This is a genomic window from Streptomyces sp. NPDC020898, from assembly GCF_044333925.1.
Lineage (GTDB): Bacteria > Actinomycetota > Actinomycetes > Streptomycetales > Streptomycetaceae > Streptomyces.
Map to the genome: position 1 here is coordinate 927 of NZ_JBIRRV010000005.1, position 21,091 is coordinate 22,017.

Consider the following 21,091-nt stretch of genomic DNA (forward strand, 5'->3'; position numbering starts at 1 on the left):
GACGACCGTGGTGGTCGTCCTGCGGGTGGTGGGTTTGTCCGTCGGGACGACCGTCAGGATGACCGGGGTGGTCGCCCCGCCGGTGGTGGGTTCCGGCGTGATGACGACCGTGGTGGCCGTCCCGCCGGTGGTGGCGGGTTCCGTGGTCGGAGCGACGACCGCGGTGGCCGTCCCACCAGTGGCGGAGGTGGTGGCTTCCGCGGGCGCGACGATCAGTCGGCAGCCCCCCGTCGTGACGATCGGCGCGATGACCGGCGCGATGACCGCCGGGACGGCGAGCGTTCCGGCTTCCGTCGGGATGATGATCGTGGTGGGTTCCGTGGGCGGAGTGACGACCGTGGTGGTCGTCCTGCGGGTGGTGGGTTTGTCCGTCGGGACGACCGTCAGGATGACCGGGGTGGTCGCCCCGCCGGTGGTGGGTTCCGTCGCGACGACAACCGTGGCGGTGGTGACCGCGGTGACCGTGGTGGGTTCCGGCGTGATGACGACCGTGGTGGCCGTCCCGCCGGTGGTGGCGGGTTCCGTGGCCGGAGCGACGACCGCGGTGGCCGTCCCACCAGTGGCGGCTTTCGTCGGGATGACGACCGTCGTGAAGGCGACCGGGGCGGCTTCCGTCGGGACGACAGCCGGGGCCGGGACGACAACCGTGGTGAGCGCGGCGGCTTTGTCCGTCGTGACGACGATCGTGGTGGGTTCCGTGGGTCGCCTGCCCGAAGCGACGACCGTGGTGGCCGTCCCGCCGGCGGTGGCTTCCGGGGGCGTGACGACCGTGGAGGTCGGCCCGCCGGCGGTGGCGGCGGCGGTTTCCGTGGGCGTGACGACCGACGTGGCGATGACCGGCGGGACGACCGGCGCGGTGGTGGGTTCCGTGAGGAGAGGGACCGCGACCGGGAGCCGATCAAGCGGCTGCCGATCCCCGAGGACGTCACGGGCAACGAGATCGACAAGGACGTACGCCAGGAGCTGATGAGCCTGCCCAAGGGGCTCGCGGAAGAGGTCGCCAAGAACCTGGTGATGGTCGCGCGGCTCATCGACGAGGACCCCGAGGGCGCGTACGGCTACTCGAAGGTGGCCCTGCGGCTGGCGTCGCGAGTCGCCGCCGTACGGGAGGCGTCCGGGTTCGCCGCGTACGCGACCCAGAAGTACAGCGAGGCGCTGGCCGAGTTCCGTGCGGCTCGGCGGATGACGGGGAACGTCGAGCTGTGGCCCGTCATGGCCGACTGCGAGCGTGGGCTCGGGCGGCCCGAGAAGGCGCTGGAGATGGCCGGGGCGCCCGAGGTGCACAAGCTGGACAAGGCCGGGCAGGTCGAGATGCGGCTCGTCGCGGCCGGTGCACGGCGTGACATGGATCAGCTCGACGCGGCCATCGTGACCCTCCAGAGTCCCGAACTGGCCTCCAACGCCGTACAGCCGTGGACCGCGCGACTGCGGTACGCGTACGCCGACGCGCTACTGGCCGCCGGACGTGAGGACGAGGCACGGGAGTGGTTCGCCAAGGCTGTCGAGTCCGACAAGGACGGCAGCACGAACGCCTCGGACCGGCTCGCCGAGTTGGACGGCGTGGAGTTCGTCGATGCCTTTGACGAGAGCGAGGGCGTCGACGAGGACGAGGACGGGGACGACCTTGATGACACGGATGTCGAGTCCGTGGAATCGAGTGAAACCGTCGTTTCTGCCGACGTCGACGACGATTCCGCGGACGACATCGAAGGCGACGAGCGCTGACCTTCGGTAAGCGGTAGCGAAAGGGCGGGATCCCGGTCAGGGGTCCCGCCTTTTTGGGTTTCTGGGGGTGGTGCGTCAGGGGGTGAGGGTGCGCAGGACCAGGCCCGAGGCCGGTTTGGGGCCGAAGGACGTCGACTTGCGGGGCATCGTGACGCCCTGGCGGGCCAGGTCTCGTACGACCTCCTCGCGGACCGGGTGCATCAGGACGGCCGTACCGCCGTCCTGTTCGGCCTTTTCCACGGTCGCCGCGGTGTCGTGGATGTACGCGATGTGGGCCGGCGAGTCCTCGGGGATGTGCCAGATGTGGTCGAGGAGCGTGGCGTGCAGGACCGTCGCGTCCAGGGTGCGCCAGGCCTGCGGGCGGTCGGCCGGGATCGTCCGGGTCAGGAGGGCCTGGTCCGGGCGGTCCACGAGGTGGAACGTGCCGTCGCCGGCCAGGAGGAAGGCGTTGCCCGCGGTGGCCGCCTCCGCGAGGGCGGTGAGCGCTTCGGGGAGGGATGTCGGCAGGTGACGTACGCGGAAGCGGCCTTCCAGGGCCGTCAGGGCCTCGGCGACCGGGAGACCGTGCAGGAGGCGGTGGATCGCGCGGACGCGCAGGGGGTAGCGGGCGGTGTCCACGAGGAGTACCAGACCGTGGTCCCAGGGGCTGGGGGACGGGTGCTCCGCGCGTAGACGCAGATACGTCGCCCAGCGGTGGTGGCCGTCGGCGATGAGGGCCTGGTGCTGGGCCAGGTCCGACTGGATCCCGGCCAGTTCGGCGGGGTCGGTGATCGCCCAGAGGCGGTGGCTGAAGCCGTCCTCCGTGGTCGTCGAGAGGAGCGGAGGGCGGCCGGCCGCGCGTTCGACCACCGCGCTCGTCCCGGATGCGGAGGCGGGTTCGTCGCCCCTGTACGTCAGGAGCAGGGGTTCGAGGTTCGCGGAGGTGGCGCGCATCAGGGCCGCGCGGTCCGCGACGACGTGCGGCATGACGTCCTCGTGCGGCAGGACCACGCCCTCCGACGGCTCGGACAGGCGCAGGGCGCCTATGACTCCGCGTTGGAGATGGCCGGTCGTGTCGCGCTGTTCGTAGACGTACAAGGCCGGCTCGGGGTCGGCGGACAGGATCCCCTGGGACACCCAGTCGTCGAGGGTGTCCGCGGCCTGTTCGTTGCGGATGGAGGGGGTCGCCGCCTGGGGGAGGATCAGCCGGACGATGTTGTGCGGGTCGGCCGATTCGAGGTGGATCAGGCCGTCCGGGCGCACGATGACGTCGTACGGCGGGGAGGTCACGGCGGCCAGGCCACCGACCCGGTCGGGGTCGTAGCGCAGGCCCCGGAACGGGGTCAGTTGAAGGCCCATGCGAGCCGGTACGTCCGCGGGACCTGCAGTGTTCATTGGTGCATCGTAGGGCTGTCAGTGGCATGGGGGATGATCGGGGGAAAGCCGGTCGAACGAGGAGCGATGCACAATGAGCCAGACCGTCAGGACGCGGCCCGAGGGCAGTGCGCGGGCCCTCAGCGAGGCGTACGACACGGCGCTGCTCGATCTCGACGGGGTGGTGTACGCGGGGGGCAACGCGATCGGGCACGCTGTCGAGTCGCTCAAGGTCGCGCGGGACGGCGGGATGCGGCTCGCGTATGTCACGAACAACGCGTTGCGTACGCCGGACACCGTGGCCGAGCACCTCACCGAGCTGGGCATAGCGACCGAGGGCTCGGACGTCATCACCTCGGCGCAGGCCGTGGCGAGGCTGATCGCCGACCAGGTGCCGGCGGGGGCGCGTGTGCTGGTGATCGGGGGTGAAGGGCTGCGGGTCGCGCTGCGTGAACGCGGGCTTGAGCCTGTCGACTCGGCCGAGGACGAACCCGTGGCGGTCGTCCAGGGGTACGGCGGGCCCGAGTTGCCCTGGGGACGGTTCGCGGAGGCGTGCTACGCCATCGCGCGCGGGGTGCCCTGGTTCGCGTCGAACACCGACCTGACGATCCCCGGCGCGCGCGGGATCGCGCCGGGCAACGGGGCCGCGGTGGAGGTCGTGCGCATCGCGACGGGCGCCGAGCCCCAGGTGGCGGGCAAGCCGTTGCCGCCGATGCACCGGGAGACGGTGCTGCGGACCGGCGCCGAGCGTCCCTTGGTCGTCGGGGACCGGCTGGACACGGACATCGAGGGCGCGTTCAACGGGGACGTCGACTCGCTGCTGGTGCTGACCGGGGTGACGGACGGCGCGCAGCTGCTGGCCGCGCCGCCGCAGCACCGGCCCACCTATGTCGACGCAGACCTGAGGGGGCTGCTGACCGGCCAGCCGGAGGTGACGGAGGCGCACGCGGGCAGTGGTTTCCGGTGCGGGGGGTGGACGGCGACCGCGGGGGATGAACGGCTGGAACTGGAGGGCGACGGGGAGGTGCTCGACGGGCTTCGCGCGCTGTGCGCGGCGGCCTGGACGGCGGCGGGCGACGGGGTGTGCGCGTTGGACGGCGGGAAGGCGCTGGCGCGGCTGGGGCTGTGAGGGGGCTGGGCCGGGGGCGCTCTCGTGGACACACAGCGAGGCGATTCGAGAGGGTAGGCTAACCTAACCTCGTGTTTGTCGACAGTCCTCCTGAGCAGCGTGCGGAGACCGCCTCCGCGCCCCCGAAGCGTCAGGCGATACGGGCCGTTGGACTCCTCGTCTCCCTGGGGATCCTGCTTCTCGTCGCCCTCGCGAGTATCGCGATCGGCGCGAAAGAGCTGTCGCTGGAGCAGGTCTGGCACGGGCTGTTCGAGGACTCGGGGACCTACGGCGACGTCGTCGTGGGCGAGCGCGTCTCACGCACCCTCCTCGGGCTGCTCGCCGGGGCCGCGCTCGGGCTGTCCGGCGCCGTTCTCCAGGCGCTGACCCGCAATCCGCTGGCCGATCCTGGGCTGCTCGGCATCAACGCGGGCGCGTCGGCCGCCGTCGTCACCGCCATCACCTTCTTCGGCGTCACCTCGCTGAGCGGCTATGTGTGGTTCGCCTTCCTCGGGGCCGCCGCCGTCGGAGCGCTGGTCTGGTTCCTGGGCGGCAGCCGGGGTGCCACGCCCGTGCGCCTCGCGCTCGCGGGCACCGCGATCAGCGCCGCGCTCTACGGCTATCTCCAGGCCGTGATGATCACGGACGACGCGGCGCTCAGCAGGATGCGCTTCTGGACGGTCGGTTCGCTGGCCTCGGCCACCGACGACACCATCACGCAGGTCCTGCCGTTCATCGTGGCCGGCACGGTCCTCGCGCTGCTGCTCGCCCGGCCGCTCAACGCCATGGCGATGGGCGACGACACCGCCCGCGCCCTCGGCGCCGACCTGAACCGGACCCGCGCGCTGTCCATGGCCGCCGCGACCGTGCTGTGCGGTGCCGCGACCGCCGCCTGCGGCCCGATCGTCTTCGTCGGGCTGATGGTCCCGCACGTCGTACGGTCCTTCACCGGGCCCGACCTGCGCTGGATCCTGCCGTACGCGACCGTCCTGTCGCCGGTGCTGCTGCTCGGCGCCGATGTCATCGGGCGGATGGTCGCCCGGCCCGCCGAACTCCAGGTCGGCATCGTCACCGCGGTCATCGGCGGCCCGGTCTTCATCTTTCTCGTACGACGGCGGAGGACGGCGCAGCTGTGAAGAGCAACCTTGTCCGGTCCGTGCGGTCCGTCCAGCGAGATGGTGGCCCCAACCGTGTGCTGCGGGCGCCGGGCGGGCTCTCCTTCCGGCTGGACGTGCGCGCGCTGGTCGTGGTCGGGGCGCTGCTGCTGACCGTGCTCACCGCGAGCGTGGCGCTGATCGGTACCGGTGACTTCCCGATCCCCGCGGGAGACGTCCTGAAGACGCTGCTGGGCGACGGCAACGCGGGCCAGGAGTTCATCGTCAACGAGCTGAGGCTGCCGAGGGTCCTGGTCGGGCTGCTGGTCGGGGCCTCGCTCGGGCTCGGCGGTGCGCTGTTCCAGGCCATCTCCCGTAATCCGCTGGGCAGTCCGGACGTACTGGGGCTGAGCCAGGGCTCCACGGCCGGTGCGCTGGTCATGATCGTGCTGTTCTCCGGGAGCGCGGGCGCGGTCACCGTCGGGGCGCTTGTCGGAGGGCTGGTGACCGGGATCGCCATCTATCTGCTCGCCTGGAAACAGGGTGTGCACGGGTACCGGCTGGTGCTCGTCGGCATCGGTGTCTCCGCTGTCGTCACGGCGGTCAACGGGTACCTGATCACCAAGGCCGACCTCGTCGACGCGGCCCGTGCGGTCGTGTGGATGACCGGTTCCCTCAACGGGCGTGGCTGGGACCAGGTCTGGCCGCTGCTGTGGCTGTGCGCGGTCCTCGTACCCGTGGTGGTCGCGAACGGGCGGGCGCTGCGGATGACGGAGATGGGCGACGACGTGTCGTACGCCCTCGGGGTGCGCGTCGAGCGTGTACGGCTGGTGCTGATGCTGGCCGCCGTGCTGCTCACTGCGGCTGCCACGGCCGCCGCCGGGCCCGTCGGCTTCGTCGCGCTGACCGCGCCGCAGCTCGCCCGGCGGCTGACCCGCTCGCCGGGGCCGAACCTGGTGGCGTCCATGTGCATGGGTGCCACCCTGCTGATCGTGGCGGACTGGGCCTCGCAGCGGCTCTTCGGCGCCGATCAGCTGCCCGTGGGGGTGGTGACCGGGGTGCTCGGCGGGGTGTATCTGCTGTGGCTGCTGGTCACCGAACGGAAGGCGGGCCGGATATGAGCAGGCCGGACACGAGCGGCCCGGAAGACGGGCCGGCCGTGATCGACTCAGTGAACGAGACCGTCAAGAAGGGCACCGACACCGTGAACCGCCTGTCCGCAGAGAGCGTGACCCTCGCCTACGACCAGCGTGTGATCGCCGAGCAGCTGTCGGTGGAGATACCCGACAACTCCTTCACGGTCATCGTCGGCCCGAACGCCTGCGGCAAGTCCACGCTGCTGCGGGCCCTGTCGCGGATGCTGAAGCCGAGCGAGGGCCGGGTGCTGCTCGACGGGCAGGTCATCCAGTCGATGCCCGCGAAGAAGGTCGCGCGGACCCTCGGCCTGCTGCCCCAGTCGTCGATCGCGCCCGACGGGATCACCGTCGCCGACCTGGTGGGCCGGGGCCGCTACCCGCACCAGGGCATCCTGCGCCAGTGGTCCCACGACGACGAGCGGATCGTCCGGGAGTCCATGGAGTCGACCGGCGTCGCCGAACTCGCCGATCGCTATGTCGACGAACTCTCCGGCGGCCAGCGGCAGCGCGTGTGGATCGCGATGGCGCTCGCCCAGCAGACCCCGCTGCTGCTGCTCGACGAGCCGACCACCTATCTCGACATCCAGCACCAGATCGACGTCCTCGACCTGTGCGCCGAGCTGCACGAGGAGCAGGGGCGGACCCTGGTCGCCGTACTGCACGACCTCAATCACGCGGCCCGGTACGCCACCCACCTCATCGCACTGCGTGAGGGTGCCGTCATCGCCGAGGGCGCACCGCGGGACATCGTCACGGCCGGGCTGGTCGAGGAGGTGTTCGGGCTGCGCTGCCAGGTCATCGACGATCCGGAGACGGGGACGCCCTTGGTGGTGCCGGCCGCGCGCAAGGCCCGTACCAGGGTGACTACAGAAGCTTCCTGAGGCGGAACAGGTCTCTCAGGCCCGCCTCCAGCTTCACCCGGCCCGAACCCCAGGCCTTCGCGAAGTTCAGTTCGCCGGCGACCATCGCCACCAGGTCGTCGCCGGTCATGGCGAGCCGGATCTCGGCCTTCTCGCGGGGCGGGCCCTGGAGGGTGTCCTGGACCTCGATACGGCCGCCCTGGAGGCGTCCCACGAAGGTGACGTCCAGATCGGTGATACGGCAGCTCAGCGAGCGGTCCAGGGCCGCCGCCTCGCGTACGTCCCCGTTCGCGCCCGCCATGTTGTCGGAGAGCTTCTCGAGTGCGCTGCGGCACTCCTCTGTCGTGGCCATCGCGATCGACGGTACCTCAGCGGTTCGAGGTAGCGTCGGGGCATGAACGAGTCAGTACCCCTGGCCGAGGGCGACCTGGAACCCGGACCCGGACTCGAACCGGAATCCGAGGCCGACCCCGCAGCTCCGGCCCCGCTGAACGTCCACCGTGCCCCCACCGGCAACGCCGACGTCGACGCGCTGCTCGACCGGCTCGGTGACGCCGACCACCTCGCCACGGACGGACATGTCGAGGTGTACGAGGATGTGCACCGAGGGCTGCGCGACACGCTCACCGCGCTCGACGCCCGCCCGGGAACTCCGGCGCCCCCGTCGACGTACAGCAGTAGCAGCACCATCAGCAGTAGCGACAGCAATAGGAGCTGAACCGAACGTGGCAGGAGTGGCACGCCGCCGTCTTGATGCCGAGCTGGTGCGGCGGAAGCTCGCGCGCTCGCGGGAACACGCGAGCCAGCTGATCGCCGCCGGGCGGGTCACCGTCGGCAAGGCCGTCGCGACCAAGTCCGCCACCCAGGTGGAGACGGCCGCCGCGATCGTCGTCGTGGCCGACGACAGTGATCCCGAGTACGTCTCCCGGGGCGGCCACAAGCTCGCGGGCGCCCTGGAGGTCTTCGTACCGCAGGGGCTCAAGGTCGGCGGTCGGCGGGCGCTGGACGCGGGCGCGTCCACCGGCGGATTCACCGACGTACTGCTGCGCGCCGGCGCCGCGCACGTCGTCGCCGTCGACGTGGGGTACGGACAACTTGCGTGGTCTCTCCAGAGCGATGAACGCGTCACCGTCAAGGACCGTACGAACGTACGCGAGTTGACGCTCGAAGCGATCGATGGGGAACCAGTGGATCTTGTCGTGGGGGATCTGTCCTTCATCCCGCTCGGCCTCGTGCTGCCCGCCCTTGTGCGGTGTGCGGCGCCCGATGCCGACCTGGTGATGATGGTCAAGCCACAGTTCGAGGTGGGGAAGGAACGGCTGGGGAGCGGAGGAGTCGTACGCAGTCCCGAGCTGCGTGCCGAGGCGGTGCGCGGAGTCGCCGCCCGCGCCGGGGGGTCGGGGCTCGGGGTGCAGGGTGTGACCGCCAGCCCGCTGCCCGGGCCGTCGGGGAATGTCGAGTACTTTCTGTGGCTGCGGGCCGGCGCACCTGAACTCAACCCGGCCGATGTCGACCGTGCAGTGGCGGAGGGGCCCCGTTGACTCAGAGCCGAGCTCGTACTGTTTTCCTGCTCGCCCACACCGGGCGGCCGGCCGCGATCAGAAGCGCCGAACTCGTGGTCCAGGGGCTGCTGCGCTCCGGACTCGGGGTGCGGGTGCTCGCGGCGGAGGCGGCCGAGGTGCCGCTGCCGCCGGAGGTTGAGCTGGTCGACGAGGCCACTCCGCAGTGTCTCGACGGGTGCGAACTGCTGATCGTGCTGGGCGGCGACGGCACGCTGCTGCGCGGCGCCGAGTTCGCCCGGGCCTCCGGGGTGCCGATGCTCGGCGTCAACCTCGGTAGCGTCGGCTTCCTCGCCGAGGCCGAGCGCGACGACCTCGACAAGGTTGTCGACCGGGTGGTGACGAAGGCGTACGAGGTCGAGGAACGGATGACCATCGACGTCGTCGTGCACCAGAACGGGAACATCGTGCACACCGACTGGGCGCTGAACGAGGCGGCCGTGCAGAAGGTGTCCGCGGAGAAGCTGCTTGAGGTTGTGCTGGAGATCGACGGGCGGCCTGTCACCGGGTTCGGGTGTGACGGGATCTGTCTGTCGACGCCCACCGGGTCGACCGCGTATGCGTTCTCCGCCGGTGGGCCTGTGGTGTGGCCCGAGGTGGAGGCGCTGCTGATGGTGCCGATCAGTGCGCACGCGTTGTTCGCGAAGCCGTTGGTCACTTCGCCGGATTCCGTGCTCGCGGTGGAGGTTCTGCCGCACATCCCGCCGGGTGTTCTGTGGTGTGACGGGCGGCGGACTGTGGAGTTGCCTCCGGGGGCGCGGGTGGAGGTTCGGCGGGGGGCTGTGCCGGTTCGGTTGGCTCGGCTGCACCATGCGTCGTTCACTGATCGGCTGGTGGCCAAGTTCGCGTTGCCTGTTTCTGGGTGGCGGGGGGCGCCTCACTGACGCCGGGGTGTGGGGGGTGGATCGGTCTCGTTGGCGGGTGCGGGTGCGCTGTGGTTGTTCGCGCCCACGCGGCGGAGCCGCACATCAGATACAGCCCCGCGCCCCTATCGGGGGCGCTGCCACTCCCCTGGGTGATATGTGAAGGCCGATTGTCATTCGTTACCTGCGCGTTCTCTCATTCGAGGTGGGGGGCGTCGCACATGGGTCGGCTGACCTCGTATGGTCGTGTTCGTGTTGGAGGAGATGCGGATACGGTCGCTCGGAGTCATCGACGATGCGGTTGTCGAGTTGTCGCCCGGCTTCACCGCCGTGACCGGTGAGACCGGTGCGGGCAAGACCATGGTCGTGACCAGCCTGGGGCTGCTGCTCGGTGGGCGGGCGGATCCGGCGTTGGTGCGGATCGGGGCCAAGAACGCGGTCGTGGAGGGGCGGATCACCGTGCCCCCGGGCGGGTCGGCCGTCCTGCGGGCCGAGGAGGCCGGCGCCGAGCTCGACGACGGGGCGCTGCTCATCAGCCGTACCGTTTCCGCGGAGGGGCGTTCGAGGGCGCATCTGGGCGGGCGTTCCGTGCCCGTGGGTGTGCTGGCCGAGCTGGCCGACGAACTGGTGGCCGTGCACGGCCAGACCGACCAGCAGGGGCTGCTCAAGCTGTCCCGGCAGCGGGCTGCGCTCGACCGGTACGCGGGGGACGCGGTCGCCGCGCCGCTCACCAAGTACGGAGAGGCGTACCGGCGGCTGCGGGCTGTCTCCACCGAGCTGGACGAGATCACCACGCGCGCGCGTGAACGGGCCCAGGAAGCCGACATGCTGCGGTACGGGCTCGATGAGATCGCCGCTGTGGAACCGCGGGCCGGAGAGGATGCCGAGCTCGCCGAGGAGGCGGAGCGACTCGGGCATGCCGAGGCGCTGGCCTCGGCCGCGACTGTTGCGCATGCCGCGCTCGCCGGTAATCCCGAGGATCCCGAGGGCATCGACGCCGCCACGCTCGTCGCGGGCGCCCATCGGGCCCTGGAGGCCGTACGGTCGCACGACTCGGCCCTGGCCGCGCTCGCCGACCGGATCGGCGAGGTCGGCATCCTGCTCGGGGACGTCGCCGGGGAGCTGGCGGGGTACGCCGACGATCTGGACGCCGATCCGTTGCGGCTGGCCGCCGTGGAGGAACGGCGGGCCTCGCTCACCGGGCTGACGCGGAAGTACGGCTCCGATGTGGCCGGCGTGCTCACCTGGGCCGAGGAAAGCGCCGCGCGGCTCCTCGAACTCGACGGCGACGACGAGCGCATCGGTGAGCTGACCGCCGAGCGGGACGCGCTGAGGGGCGAACTCGGGGGAATGGCACAGGCGTTGACGGACGCGCGGACGGAGGCCGCCGAGCGGTTCGCCGCCGCGGTGACCGCCGAGCTGGCCTCGCTGGCCATGCCCCACGCGCGCGTGTCGTTCGAGATCCGGCAGACGGAGGACCCGGAGGGGGTTGAGGTCGGCGGGCGTACGGTCGCGTACGGGCCGTCCGGTGCCGACGAGGTCGAACTGCTGCTCGCCCCGCATCCGGGGGCGCCCGCCCGGCCGATCGCCAAGGGGGCGTCCGGGGGTGAGCTGTCCCGCGTGATGCTGGCCGTGGAGGTCGTGTTCGCGGGGACCGACCCCGTACCCACCTATCTGTTCGACGAGGTCGACGCCGGTGTCGGCGGCAAGGCGGCCGTGGAGATCGGGCGCCGGCTGGCCAAGCTGGCGAAGAGTGCACAGGTCGTCGTCGTGACGCACCTGCCGCAGGTCGCCGCGTTCGCCGACCGGCAGCTGCTGGTGGAGAAGACCAACGACGGATCGGTCACCCGATCGGGCGTGAAGGTGCTGGAGGGGGAGGACCGGGTCCGGGAGCTGTCGCGGATGCTGGCCGGGCAGGAGGACTCGGAGACGGCGCGGGCGCACGCGGAGGAACTGCTGGCGACGGCCCGGGCCGACCGGTGACGCCCGGTCGGTTCACTCACCCGTGTGGGTGACCCGCCGCACCCCTCCGTGGTCCGGAACACCCGTACGTACTGGCATCCTTGAAGCAGCACGGAATGCCCCGTACATGGAGGAAGCAGCGCGGTACACCCCCTCCGCCCGATCCTTCTGTACGTTTCGTCCGTGCCCTTTCTTCGTGACCGCCCGACGCCGAACCAGGAGCCCCCGGCCACGTGAGCCCCGTGATCAGCCACTCGCCGCACGGCCAGTCGCCGCTGTGCACCGTGCAGGTGCTCGGCGGTGGCAACGCCGCCAGCAGCGCACATGTGCGTTCGCTGGCCGAGGGGCTCGTCGCACGGGGCGTGCGCGTCATCGTGTGCGCCCCCTCCGACGCCGATGAGGCCTACGACTTCACCGGCGCCGGTGCCGAACACGTGCCCATCCCGCGCAGCAGCGACCCCGGCTCGGTGGCGGCGCTGCGCGCGGCCTGTTCGAACGCCGACCTCGTACACGCGCACGGGCTGCACGCCTCCTTCCGGGCCGCCCTCGCGCTCAGCGGGCGCCGCACTCCGCTCGTCGTCACCTGGCACAACCGGGCGCACGCCGAAGGGCCGCGCGCCCATCTGCTGAGGGTGCTGGAGCGGCGGGCCGTGAAGGCCGCCGCCGTCGTCCTCGGGACCTCCTCCGACCTCGTGGACCGGGCCCGACGGCGCGGGGCCAGGGACGCCCGGCTGTCCGCCGTAGCCCTGGCCGCTCCGCTCGGGGCCAAGGGACGGGACGAGGCCGACCGGTGCAAGACGCGCGCCGAACTCGGGGCCACGGGCCGCCCGTTGCTCATGGCCGTCGGCTCCCTCGACCGGCACCGGGGGTACGACGTCCTGCTGGACGCCGTACCCGCGTGGCGCGGTCTGGATCCCGCGCCGCTGCTCGTGATCGCGGGGGAGGGGCCGCTGCGGGCCCAGTTGCAGGGCCGGATCGAGAACGAGGGGCTGCCGGTCCGGCTCATCGGGCGGCGCGACGACGTGAGCGAACTGCTCCCCGCCGCCGATCTCGCACTTCTGCCCAGCCGTTGGGAGTCGCGCTCCGTTCTCGCCCAAGAGGCCCTCCACGCGCGTGTGCCGCTCGTCGCGACGGCCGTGGGCGGCATTCCGGAACTGGTCGGGGACGCGGCCGAACTCGTTCCGTACGGTGACGCGGCGGCGCTCGGTGCGGCCGTCGTACGGCTCCTCGGGGATCCGGAACAGCGGGAGGCCCTCCGGGAGCGGGGCGTGAGGCAGATCGCCACCTGGCCCACCGAGGACGAGACCGTCGCCCAAGTGCTGAGCGTCTACGACGAGTTCACTCAGCCCCGGCTGCTGTCCTGACGTACTGAGACGCGTCCCCGGGGTTCAGGTCACGTGCCTGCGGGCCCGCAGCGCCAGGCTCAACGCCAGTACCGTCTGCGGGTCGTCGAGGTCCGTGCCCAGCAACTCCCCGATCCTCGCCAGGCGGTTGTAGAGGGTCTGGCGGTTGAGATGGAGTTCGCGGGCCGTCTCCGCCTTGCGGCCCGCGTGCGCCAAGTACGTCTCCAGCGTGGGCAGAAGAGGCGGTTTGGAGCGGGCGTCATGGGTGCGCAGCGGGCCGATCGCGCGGTCCACGAAGGCCGCCAGGTCCGGTTGGTCGCGCAGCCGCCACAGGAGCAGGTCGATGTCCAGGCGGCGGGCGTCGTACCAGGGGTGGTCCGGCAGGCCCTGGGCCGCCGTCGCCGTCTCCGCCGCGTGCCGCAGGCCCGCCGAGGCCGCCGCCCAGCCGCCCGCGACCCCGACCACGACGACCGGCGGCTGGGCGCCCGGGCGCTGCATCCCGGCGCGTTCCACACCCGCGCGCAGCGCCGCCGCGACCCGGTCGGCGACCGCCGCGCGCTCCGACTCCGAGCGCAGGCCCAGAAGCAGCGGTACGCGGCCCTCGACGGGCCGTACGCCCAGCAGCACCGGCACCCCCACCGAGGCCAGCTCCTCGGCGACCGCGCGGGCCAGTACCGCCCACCCGCCGCCGGAGGGCAGCGCGTCACCGAGCCGCATCACCACCGGCAGCAGCGGGCCGGTGCCGGGCTTGAAGCCGAGCACGCGGGCCTGCGCGGGCGCGGCCTCCGCGTCGATACGGCCCTCGGCGAGGTCGGTGAGGAAATCGCCGCGGCCACGCGCCGCCAGCTCCTCCTCCTGGCGGGCCTGCATCAGCACGACGGCCAGGATGCCCGCGGCCCGTTCGGCGGCGATGCGGTGCACCGGGGTCAGCGGTTCGAGGACGGGCAGCAGGACCAGCCGCGCGCGGACCGAGCCGGTGCCGTGGCCGCCCCCGGGGACGTCCACGAGAGCGGAACCGGCGGGCGGCGGCACGTCCTTGTGCTGGGTGCGCAGGCCCTCCCACACCTGGAGCGGGTCGGCGCCCTCGGGGCCCGCTCCGGCGGCGTACAGCAGCTGGCCGTCCGCCGTCTCCAGGAACACCGGGTTGCCGCTGAAGTCGGCCAGGATGCCCAGGACCTGCGGGATGCCGCCGCCGCTCAGCAGGGCCTCCGTACAGCGCCGGTGGACCTCCTCGGCCCGCTGGAGCAGCGCGTAGTGGCCGTTGACGATCTCGGTGTGGATCTCCTCGGTGACGGCCACGAACGGCACCTCGCGGTGCAGTTGGACCAGCGGGAGACCGGTCGAGCGGGCCGTTTCCACCAGGGCCGCGGGCAGCCGGGTGAAGCGGGGGCCCAGTTCCACGACGAGCGCCGCGATGCCCCGCTCGGCCAGGGTGCGGACGAACGCGCGCTGCTCGGCCGGGCGGGTGCCGAGCCCGTATCCGGTCGTCAGGAGCAGCTCGCCGCCCTTGAGCAGCGAGGCGATGTGCGGGACCTCGCCCGCGTGCACCCACCGCACGGTCCGCTGGAGCCGGTCGGCGCCCGCCATGATCTCCGGCAGCCCGCTGCGCAACCCGGGCAGCTCAAGGGCCCGCTGCACGGTGATCCCGGCGCCCCGGTTCTCGAAACGGCTGTCCGTACGGCTGTCCATGCGGCGGACGCTACCCGCACCTACGTACGGACGACGACCTGCGGACCGGCGCCATCAGCGACTCGTCTACGCCGGAACGATGTTGTGGTTGAAGCGGAATACGTTGTCCGGGTCGTACTGGCGTTTCACCGACGCCAGCCGGCGCGTGTTCTCGGCACCCAGGCCCGCGATCACGCGCTCCGCGCCCTCGTCGCCGATGAAGTTGAGGTAGACCGCCCCGGTGCTCCACGGCCGGACGTCGGTGCGGACGTTCCGGACCCACCGGACGCAGCGCTCGTCGTCCGCCGGGTCCTCCCAGATGCCGAAGGGGTGCACGACCCAGGGGGCGTCCCGGTAGGGGACCGGGTACTGGGACGGGCCGTCGGCGACGGCGCCGCCCAGCGGGAACAGCACGTGCTGGGTGCCGGTCGGTACCGGCATGGAGTTCCCGGCGGCGGCGAACACGGCCACGAAGTCGTCGGGGGCGCCGGTCAGGTACTCCGCCGACCAGTAGTTCCGCAGGCCGGGCGGATCGTCGATCATGCACTGGAAGTCGGCGTACGGGATCGCGGTGACGACCTCCGCCTCGTGCGGCAGCGCCAGGAGCGGTTCGGCGAGCTTGCGCATGTCCTGCTCCGGGCCCGCGTACGCCAGCAGGGCGCCGCACAGCAACTCCCCGACCAGGTGCGGCGGGACGAACTCCTCGGGCGGGCCGGTGAGATAGAGGATCCCGCCGCTCGCCTCGACGGGGCCCGCCTCGATCACGTCGCGGTAGGTGCGGGTCGCTTCGCGGCCGAACTCCGGCAGGTACAGGACCAGGGCCATGGAGAACGCGGGCAGCTCGTGCAGCTTCAGGATGAGCGAGGTGGCGACGCCGAAGTTTCCGCCGCCGCCGTGCAGGGCCCAGAACAGTTCGGGGTTCTGCTCGTTGCTCGTGTGCACCGCGGTGCCGTCGGCGGTGATCAGGTCGACGCCGATGAGGTTGTCGACGGCGAGGCCGCAGGAGCGTTCCAGCCAGCCGCTGCCGCCGCCCAGTACGAAGCCGCCGACCCCGGTGGTGGAGGCCCGCCCGCCGGTGGTCGCCAGCCCGTGCGGCTGGGTCGCCCGGTCCAGATGCGTCATCAGGGCCCCGCCCTGGACCCGTACCGACTGCGCCGCCCGGTAGACGGTCACCTCGTGCATCCGGCGCAGGTCGATCACCAGGCCCCCGTCGTTCAGGGCCATGCCCGCCACGCTGTGGCCGCCGCCGCGCACCGCGATCTTGAGGTCCAGGTCACGGGCGAAGCGCACGGAACGGGCCACATCGGCGTCGTCCGCGCACTGCGCGATCACCGCCGGACGCCGGTCGATCATGGCGTTGAAGACGGTCCGGGAGTCGTCGTACCCCGGGTCCCCCGGGGCGAACACATCGCCGGTCAGATCGTCGCGCAACGCGGAAAGGGCCGCGCCCGCCTTCGAGGAGGAAGCCATGGCCGCCACCTTCCGAAAAGGGGCATTTATGTGCTTCCAGCCTAGGTGGACGCGACCCGTGGGGCGCGGTCAGCCGCCGTACGCCCCCGAAGCCGTCAGGCGCAGGGCCGTGTCGATCAGTGGGACATGGCTGAATGCCTGGGGGAAGTTGCCCACCTGGCGCTTGAGGTGCGGGTCCCATTCCTCGGCCAGCAGGCCCAGGTCGTTGCGCAGGGCGAGGAGCTTCTCGAAGAGCTTGCGGGCCTCGTCGACCCGGCCGATCATCGCGAGGTCGTCCGCCATCCAGAACGAGCAGGCCAGGAACGCGCCCTCGTCACCCGGCAGACCGTCGAGGCCCTCGTCGCCGCCCGAGGTCGGGTAGCGCAGGATGAAGCCGTCCGAAGTGGACAGTTCGCGCTGGATGGCCTCGATCGTGCCGATCACACGCTTGTCGTCGGGGGGCAGGAAGCCCATCTGCGGGATCAGCAGCAGGGAGGCGTCCAGCTCCTTCGAGCCGTACGACTGTGTGAAGGTGTTGCGCTCTTTGTCGTAACCCTTCTCACACACATCCCGGTGGATGTCGTCGCGCAGCTCGCGCCACTTCTCCAGCGGGCCGTCCGCGTCGCCGGACTCGATGAGCTTGATCGTGCGGTCCACCGCGACCCAGGCCATGACCTTCGAGTGCACGAAGTGCCGGCGCGGACCGCGCACCTCCCAGATGCCCTCGTCCGGCTCGTCCCAGTGCTTCTCCAGGTAGCGGATCAGCTTCAGCTGGAGCAGGGAGGCGTAGTCGTTGCGGGCCAGACCCGTCATGTGGGCCAGGTGCAGGGCCTCGGTGACCTCGCCGTACACATCCAGCTGGAGCTGGTGCGCGGCGCCGTTGCCGACCCGTACCGGGCTCGAGTTCTCGTACCCGGGCAGCCAGTCCAACTCGGCCTCGCCCAGCTCCCGTTCGCCCGCGATGCCGTACATGATCTGGAGGTTCTCGGGGTCGCCGGCGACCGCGCGCAGCAGCCACTCGCGCCAGGCGCGGGCCTCGTCGCGGTAGCCGGTGCGCAGCAGGGAGGAGAGGGTGATGGCCGCGTCGCGCAGCCAGGTGTAGCGGTAGTCCCAGTTGCGTACGCCCCCGATCTCCTCCGGGAGGGAGGTGGTGGGCGCGGCGACGATGCCGCCGGTCGGGGCGTACGTCAGCGCCTTCAGCGTGATCAGTGAGCGGACGACGGCCTCCCGGTAGGGGCCGTGGTACGTGCACTGGTCGACCCACTCGCGCCAGAAGTCCTCGGTGGCTTCGAGGGACTGCTCCGGCTCCGGCAGCGCGGGCGGCTGCTTGTGCGAGGGCTCCCAGGAGATCGTGAACGCGATCCGGTCACCCGGCGCCACCGTGAAGTCGGCGTACGTGGTCAGAGCCTTGCCGTAGGTCTCGGCGGTGGTGTCGAACCACACAGAGTCGGGGCCCGCGACGGCCACCGTCCGGCCCTCGTGCTTGTGCACCCAGGGCACGACCCGGCCGTACGAGAAGCGCATCCGCAGGGCTGAGCGCATCGGCACCCGGCCGCTGACGCCCTCCACGATGCGGATCAGCTGGGGGGCGCCGTCACGCGGGGGCATGAAATCGGTCACTCTGACCGTGCCGCGTGGGGTGTCCCACTCCGATTCGAGGATCAGCGAGTCGCCCCGGTAGCGGCGGCGGGCCGCCATGGGGGGCGGGGCGTCCGCCGCGTGGGCGGGGCCCAGACGCCAGAAGCCGTGTTCCTCTGTGCCGAGAATTCCGGCGAAGACGGCATGGGAGTCGAAACGGGGCAGGCAAAGCCAGTCGATCGTGCCGTCCCGGCAGACCAATGAGGCGGTCTGCATGTCTCCGATGAGTGCGTAGTCTTCGATGCGCCCGGCCACGTGCAACTCCAGTCGAACGGCCACGTCACCCCCCGAAAGGGGGTGTCGCTCTGGCGGTCAAGGGTTCGTTGTGAATTCGTCGTTGAGCGGTGAAGTAAACAGCAATCTTTGCTCAACGGACTGACGAGCTCTCGTTGTTCCGGGGTTACGGGCGGGGGTGGTGCCGTGTGGCCGGCCGGGCTCGGCAGCGAGTGTCCGAGGAGCATACGACGCACTCAGATGATCCGCGTGCCGCTCCGGACAACCTGGCTCCGCTGAACGAGTGAAGCTCGGGTGAGCGGAACCTGTTTCGGGTGAGCGCCGGACAGGTCGATGGTGACTCGTGTACGGGATGGGTGGCCGCGCATGCGCGGAGCGTGGTCGGAAGCCATCTCCCCGGGTCGCTGATACCCTGGTAGCCCGTGGACCGGTGGGCACGAAACCCCCGAACCGCAGCGACGGCTCCGCCGGCAAAACCCGGAAATCTCCGGGCCGGGCGGCCGTACCGCACCCCAAACCGCGACCACGGGAGCCCCGCCTTGGCCATGACACCCGCTTCGTTTCGAAACGGCACAGCTCGAAACAGCAACGCCACGACGACCAAGCACATCTTCGTCACCGGGGGTGTCGCCTCCTCGCTCGGCAAGGGTCTGACGGCCTCCAGTCTCGGCATGCTCCTCAAGGCGCGCGGCCTGCGGGTGGTCATGCAGAAGCTCGACCCGTACCTGAATGTCGACCCGGGCACGATGAACCCCTTCCAGCACGGTGAGGTGTTCGTCACGCACGACGGCGCCGAGACGGACCTGGACATCGGCCATTACGAGCGTTTCCTCGACCGCGACCTGGACGGCTCGGCCAACGTGACCACCGGCCAGATCTACTCCACCGTGATCGCCAAGGAGCGGCGCGGCGAGTACCTGGGCGACACCGTGCAGGTCATCCCGCACATCACCAACGAGATCAAGCACCGCATCCGGCGCATGGCCACCGACGAGGTCGACGTCGTGATCACGGAGGTCGGCGGGACGGTCGGTGACATCGAGTCGCTGCCGTTCCTGGAGACCGTGCGCCAGGTCCGCCACGAGGTGGGCCGCGACAACGTGTTCGTGGTGCACATCTCGCTGCTGCCCTACATCGGCCCCTCCGGCGAGCTGAAGACGAAGCCGACCCAGCACTCGGTGGCCGCGCTGCGCAACATCGGTATCCAGCCGGACGCGATCGTGCTGCGCTGCGACCGCGAGGTCCCCACCGCGATCAAGCGGAAGATCTCCCTGATGTGCGACGTCGACGAGGCCGCCGTGGTCGCCTGCCCGGACGCCCGCTCGATCTATGACATCCCCAAGACCGTGCACCGCGAGGGCCTGGACGCCTACGTGGTGCGCAAGCTGGACCTGCCCTTCAGGGACGTGGACTGGACGACCTGGGACGACCTCCTGGACCGCGTCCACAACCCCGCCCACGAGATCAATCTGGCCCTGGTCGGCAAGTACATCGACCTGCCCGACGCCTACCTGTCGGTGACCGAGGCGCTGCGCGCGGGCGGGTTCGCGAACCATGCGCGTGTGAAGATCAAGTGGGTGACCTCGGACGACTGCAAGACCCCCGCGGGTGCGAAGAAGCAGCTGGCGGACGTGGACGCGATCTGCATCCCGGGCGGCTTCGGCGACCGCGGGGTGTCCGGGAAGGTCGGCGCGATCCAGTACGCCCGCGAGCACAAGATCCCGCTGCTGGGGCTGTGCCTGGGACTGCAGTGCATCGTCATCGAGGCGGCCCGCAACCTGGCCGGCATCACTGACGCCAACTCCACCGAGTTCGACGCGGCCACCGCCCACCCCGTCATCTCCACGATGGCCGAACAGCTCGACATCGTCGCCGGCGACGGTGACATGGGCGGCACCATGCGCCTGGGCATGTACCCGGCCAAGCTCGCCGAGGACTCCATCGTGCGCGAGGTCTATGACGGCAAGGAGTACGTCGAGGAACGCCACCGCCACCGCTACGAGGTCAACAACTCCTACCGCGCCGAACTGGAGAAGAAGGCCGGCCTCCAGTTCTCCGGCACCTCCCCGGACGGCAAGCTCGTGGAGTACGTCGAGTACCCGCGCGACGTCCACCCCTACCTGGTGGCCACCCAGGCCCACCCCGAACTCCGCTCCCGCCCGACCAGGCCCCACCCGCTCTTCGCGGGCCTCGTCAAGGCCGCCGTAGAGCGCAAGACAAGCAAGTAACCCAAGGACGGTACGGTGACCGGGGTGCGCGCCTTTTGGGGCGCGTGCCCCGGTTTCTTTGGTACGTGCGGGATGCGGGAGGACAAGTCGACATGACCACCATCAAGGACGCTCCGGAGGAGTGGGAGATCCGGGCGGCGGAGACCCCCTTCGTGGGCAACAAGACCTCCGTGCGCACCGACGAGGTGGTCATGCCCGACGGCTCGGTCGTGGGCCGCGACTACCAGGTCCACCCCGGCTCCGTGGGCATTCTCGCCCTCGACGAGGAGGGCCGGGTGCTGTTGATCCGCCAGTACCGCCATCCGGTGCGTCAGCGGCTCTGGGAGATCCCGGCCGGACTGCTCGACGTACCTGGCGAGAACCCGCTGCACGCCGCCCAGCGCGAGCTGTACGAGGAGGCGCACGTCAAGGCGGAGGACTGGCGGGTGCTGACCGACGTCTACCCCACGGCGGGCGGCTGCGACGAGGCCGTACGGATCTTCCTGGCCCGGAATCTGTCCGAGGCAGAGGGGCAGCGCTTCGAGGTCGAGGACGAGGAGGCCGACATGGAGCACGCGCGGGTGCCCGTCGGTGAACTGGTCCGGGGCATCCTCGCCGGCGAGCTGCAGAGCAACTGTCTTGTCGTGGGTGTCCTTTCACTGGTCGCGGCCGAGCAGGGCGACGGGCTCGACGCGCTGCGCCCGGCCGAGGCGCTGTGGCCGGCCCGGCCCTTCGAGGCCTGAGGCACCGGCGGAGGATGCCCGCCCTTCCGGTGTGACCATCGGCTGATCCGATCGAGCGACCTGTCCGCCGTGCTCCGCACAGATCGTCGCAGAGCGTGAACTAGGCTCTGGAAACGCCCGAACCGGAGTCCCGGCGGGCTTGCGCGTGC

General features: G+C 71.1%; 18 protein-coding genes. 13 read left to right on the plus strand and 5 right to left on the minus strand.

The features are described 5' to 3' along the window. Together ACH4TV_RS17365 and ACH4TV_RS17370 are read left to right on the plus strand one after the other, a co-directional pair. The coding region (locus ACH4TV_RS17365; protein ID WP_398398861.1) for a hypothetical protein at positions 1 to 967 on the plus strand (967 nt) is incomplete at its 5' end. Further along, a complete protein-coding gene (locus ACH4TV_RS17370; protein ID WP_398398863.1) occupies positions 967 to 1,725 on the plus strand; it encodes a hypothetical protein in 759 nt (252 codons plus the stop codon). The genes ACH4TV_RS17365 and ACH4TV_RS17370, both read left to right, overlap by 1 nt. A gap of 75 nt (positions 1,726 to 1,800) precedes the next feature. Here the strand turns inward: ACH4TV_RS17370 and ACH4TV_RS17375 are convergent, their stop codons facing one another. Further along, positions 1,801 to 3,099 (minus strand): DUF1015 domain-containing protein, encoded by a 1,299-nt coding sequence (locus ACH4TV_RS17375; protein WP_398398864.1) that lies wholly within the window; start codon positions 3,097 to 3,099, stop codon positions 1,801 to 1,803. Between the two features lie 73 nt (positions 3,100 to 3,172). On the opposite strand from ACH4TV_RS17375, the gene ACH4TV_RS17380 reads away from it, so the two are divergent. From ACH4TV_RS17380 to ACH4TV_RS17395, 4 genes are all read left to right on the plus strand, one after another. Then, positions 3,173 to 4,207 (plus strand): HAD hydrolase-like protein, encoded by a 1,035-nt coding sequence (locus tag ACH4TV_RS17380; RefSeq protein ID WP_398398866.1) that lies wholly within the window; start codon positions 3,173 to 3,175, stop codon positions 4,205 to 4,207. Positions 4,208 to 4,278: 71 nt separating this feature from the next. Then, on the plus strand, positions 4,279 to 5,322 hold the full coding sequence (locus ACH4TV_RS17385; RefSeq protein ID WP_398398868.1) for a FecCD family ABC transporter permease: 1,044 nt from the start codon (positions 4,279 to 4,281) through the stop codon (positions 5,320 to 5,322). Beyond that, on the plus strand, positions 5,319 to 6,401 hold the full coding sequence (locus ACH4TV_RS17390) for a FecCD family ABC transporter permease (protein WP_398398870.1): 1,083 nt from the start codon (positions 5,319 to 5,321) through the stop codon (positions 6,399 to 6,401). The genes ACH4TV_RS17385 and ACH4TV_RS17390 overlap by 4 nt, the downstream gene beginning before the upstream one ends. After that, positions 6,398 to 7,297 (plus strand): ABC transporter ATP-binding protein, encoded by a 900-nt coding sequence (locus ACH4TV_RS17395; protein WP_398398872.1) that lies wholly within the window; start codon positions 6,398 to 6,400, stop codon positions 7,295 to 7,297. Before ACH4TV_RS17390 ends, ACH4TV_RS17395 begins: the two co-directional genes overlap by 4 nt. Here the strand turns inward: ACH4TV_RS17395 and ACH4TV_RS17400 are convergent. Next, complete coding sequence (locus tag ACH4TV_RS17400) at positions 7,281 to 7,628, minus strand: SCP2 sterol-binding domain-containing protein (RefSeq protein ID WP_398398874.1); 348 nt, start codon at positions 7,626 to 7,628, stop codon at positions 7,281 to 7,283. The genes ACH4TV_RS17395 and ACH4TV_RS17400 overlap by 17 nt on opposite strands. 42 nt (positions 7,629 to 7,670) lie before the next feature. Between ACH4TV_RS17400 and ACH4TV_RS17405 the strand changes: the two genes are divergently transcribed. From ACH4TV_RS17405 to ACH4TV_RS17425, 5 genes are all read left to right on the plus strand, one after another. Next, positions 7,671 to 7,994, plus strand: a complete 324-nt coding sequence (locus tag ACH4TV_RS17405) for a hypothetical protein (RefSeq protein ID WP_398398876.1) — start codon at positions 7,671 to 7,673, stop codon at positions 7,992 to 7,994. Positions 7,995 to 8,001: 7 nt separating this feature from the next. Next, on the plus strand, positions 8,002 to 8,817 hold the full coding sequence (locus ACH4TV_RS17410; RefSeq protein WP_398398878.1) for a TlyA family RNA methyltransferase: 816 nt from the start codon (positions 8,002 to 8,004) through the stop codon (positions 8,815 to 8,817). Beyond that, positions 8,814 to 9,719 carry an NAD kinase gene (locus ACH4TV_RS17415; protein ID WP_398398880.1) on the plus strand — a complete coding sequence of 302 codons (906 nt, stop codon included), beginning with the start codon at positions 8,814 to 8,816 and terminating at the stop codon, positions 9,717 to 9,719. Before ACH4TV_RS17410 ends, ACH4TV_RS17415 begins: the two co-directional genes overlap by 4 nt. Before the next feature lie 219 nt (positions 9,720 to 9,938). Continuing rightward, positions 9,939 to 11,681, plus strand: a complete 1,743-nt coding sequence (gene recN, locus ACH4TV_RS17420; protein WP_398398882.1) for a DNA repair protein RecN — start codon at positions 9,939 to 9,941, stop codon at positions 11,679 to 11,681. Between the two features lie 212 nt (positions 11,682 to 11,893). Continuing rightward, on the plus strand, positions 11,894 to 13,024 hold the full coding sequence (locus ACH4TV_RS17425) for a glycosyltransferase family 4 protein (RefSeq protein WP_398398884.1): 1,131 nt from the start codon (positions 11,894 to 11,896) through the stop codon (positions 13,022 to 13,024). Between the two features lie 24 nt (positions 13,025 to 13,048). Here ACH4TV_RS17425 and ACH4TV_RS17430 read toward each other — a convergent pair whose 3' ends face one another. The 3 genes from ACH4TV_RS17430 to ACH4TV_RS17440 form a co-directional block, all read right to left on the minus strand. Beyond that, entirely contained in the window at positions 13,049 to 14,692 is a 1,644-nt protein-coding gene (locus ACH4TV_RS17430) for a PucR family transcriptional regulator (protein ID WP_398398886.1), read from the minus strand. Positions 14,693 to 14,758: 66 nt separating this feature from the next. Beyond that, on the minus strand, positions 14,759 to 16,141 hold the full coding sequence (locus ACH4TV_RS17435) for an FAD-binding oxidoreductase (RefSeq protein WP_398398887.1): 1,383 nt from the start codon (positions 16,139 to 16,141) through the stop codon (positions 14,759 to 14,761). 69 nt (positions 16,142 to 16,210) lie between these two features. Further along, positions 16,211 to 18,013: a glycoside hydrolase family 15 protein gene (locus ACH4TV_RS17440; RefSeq protein WP_398399745.1), complete on the minus strand. Its 1,803-nt coding sequence runs from the start codon at positions 18,011 to 18,013 to the stop codon at positions 16,211 to 16,213. Positions 18,014 to 18,537: 524 nt separating this feature from the next. On the opposite strand from ACH4TV_RS17440, the gene ACH4TV_RS17445 reads away from it, so the two are divergent. Both ACH4TV_RS17445 and ACH4TV_RS17450 read left to right on the plus strand, forming a co-directional pair. Further along, positions 18,538 to 20,220, plus strand: coding sequence for a CTP synthase (locus ACH4TV_RS17445; protein ID WP_398398889.1), 1,683 nt, complete (start codon positions 18,538 to 18,540; stop codon positions 20,218 to 20,220). Positions 20,221 to 20,312: 92 nt separating this feature from the next. After that, a complete protein-coding gene (locus ACH4TV_RS17450; RefSeq protein WP_398398891.1) occupies positions 20,313 to 20,942 on the plus strand; it encodes an NUDIX domain-containing protein in 630 nt (209 codons plus the stop codon). Positions 20,943 to 21,091 lie beyond the last annotated feature (149 nt).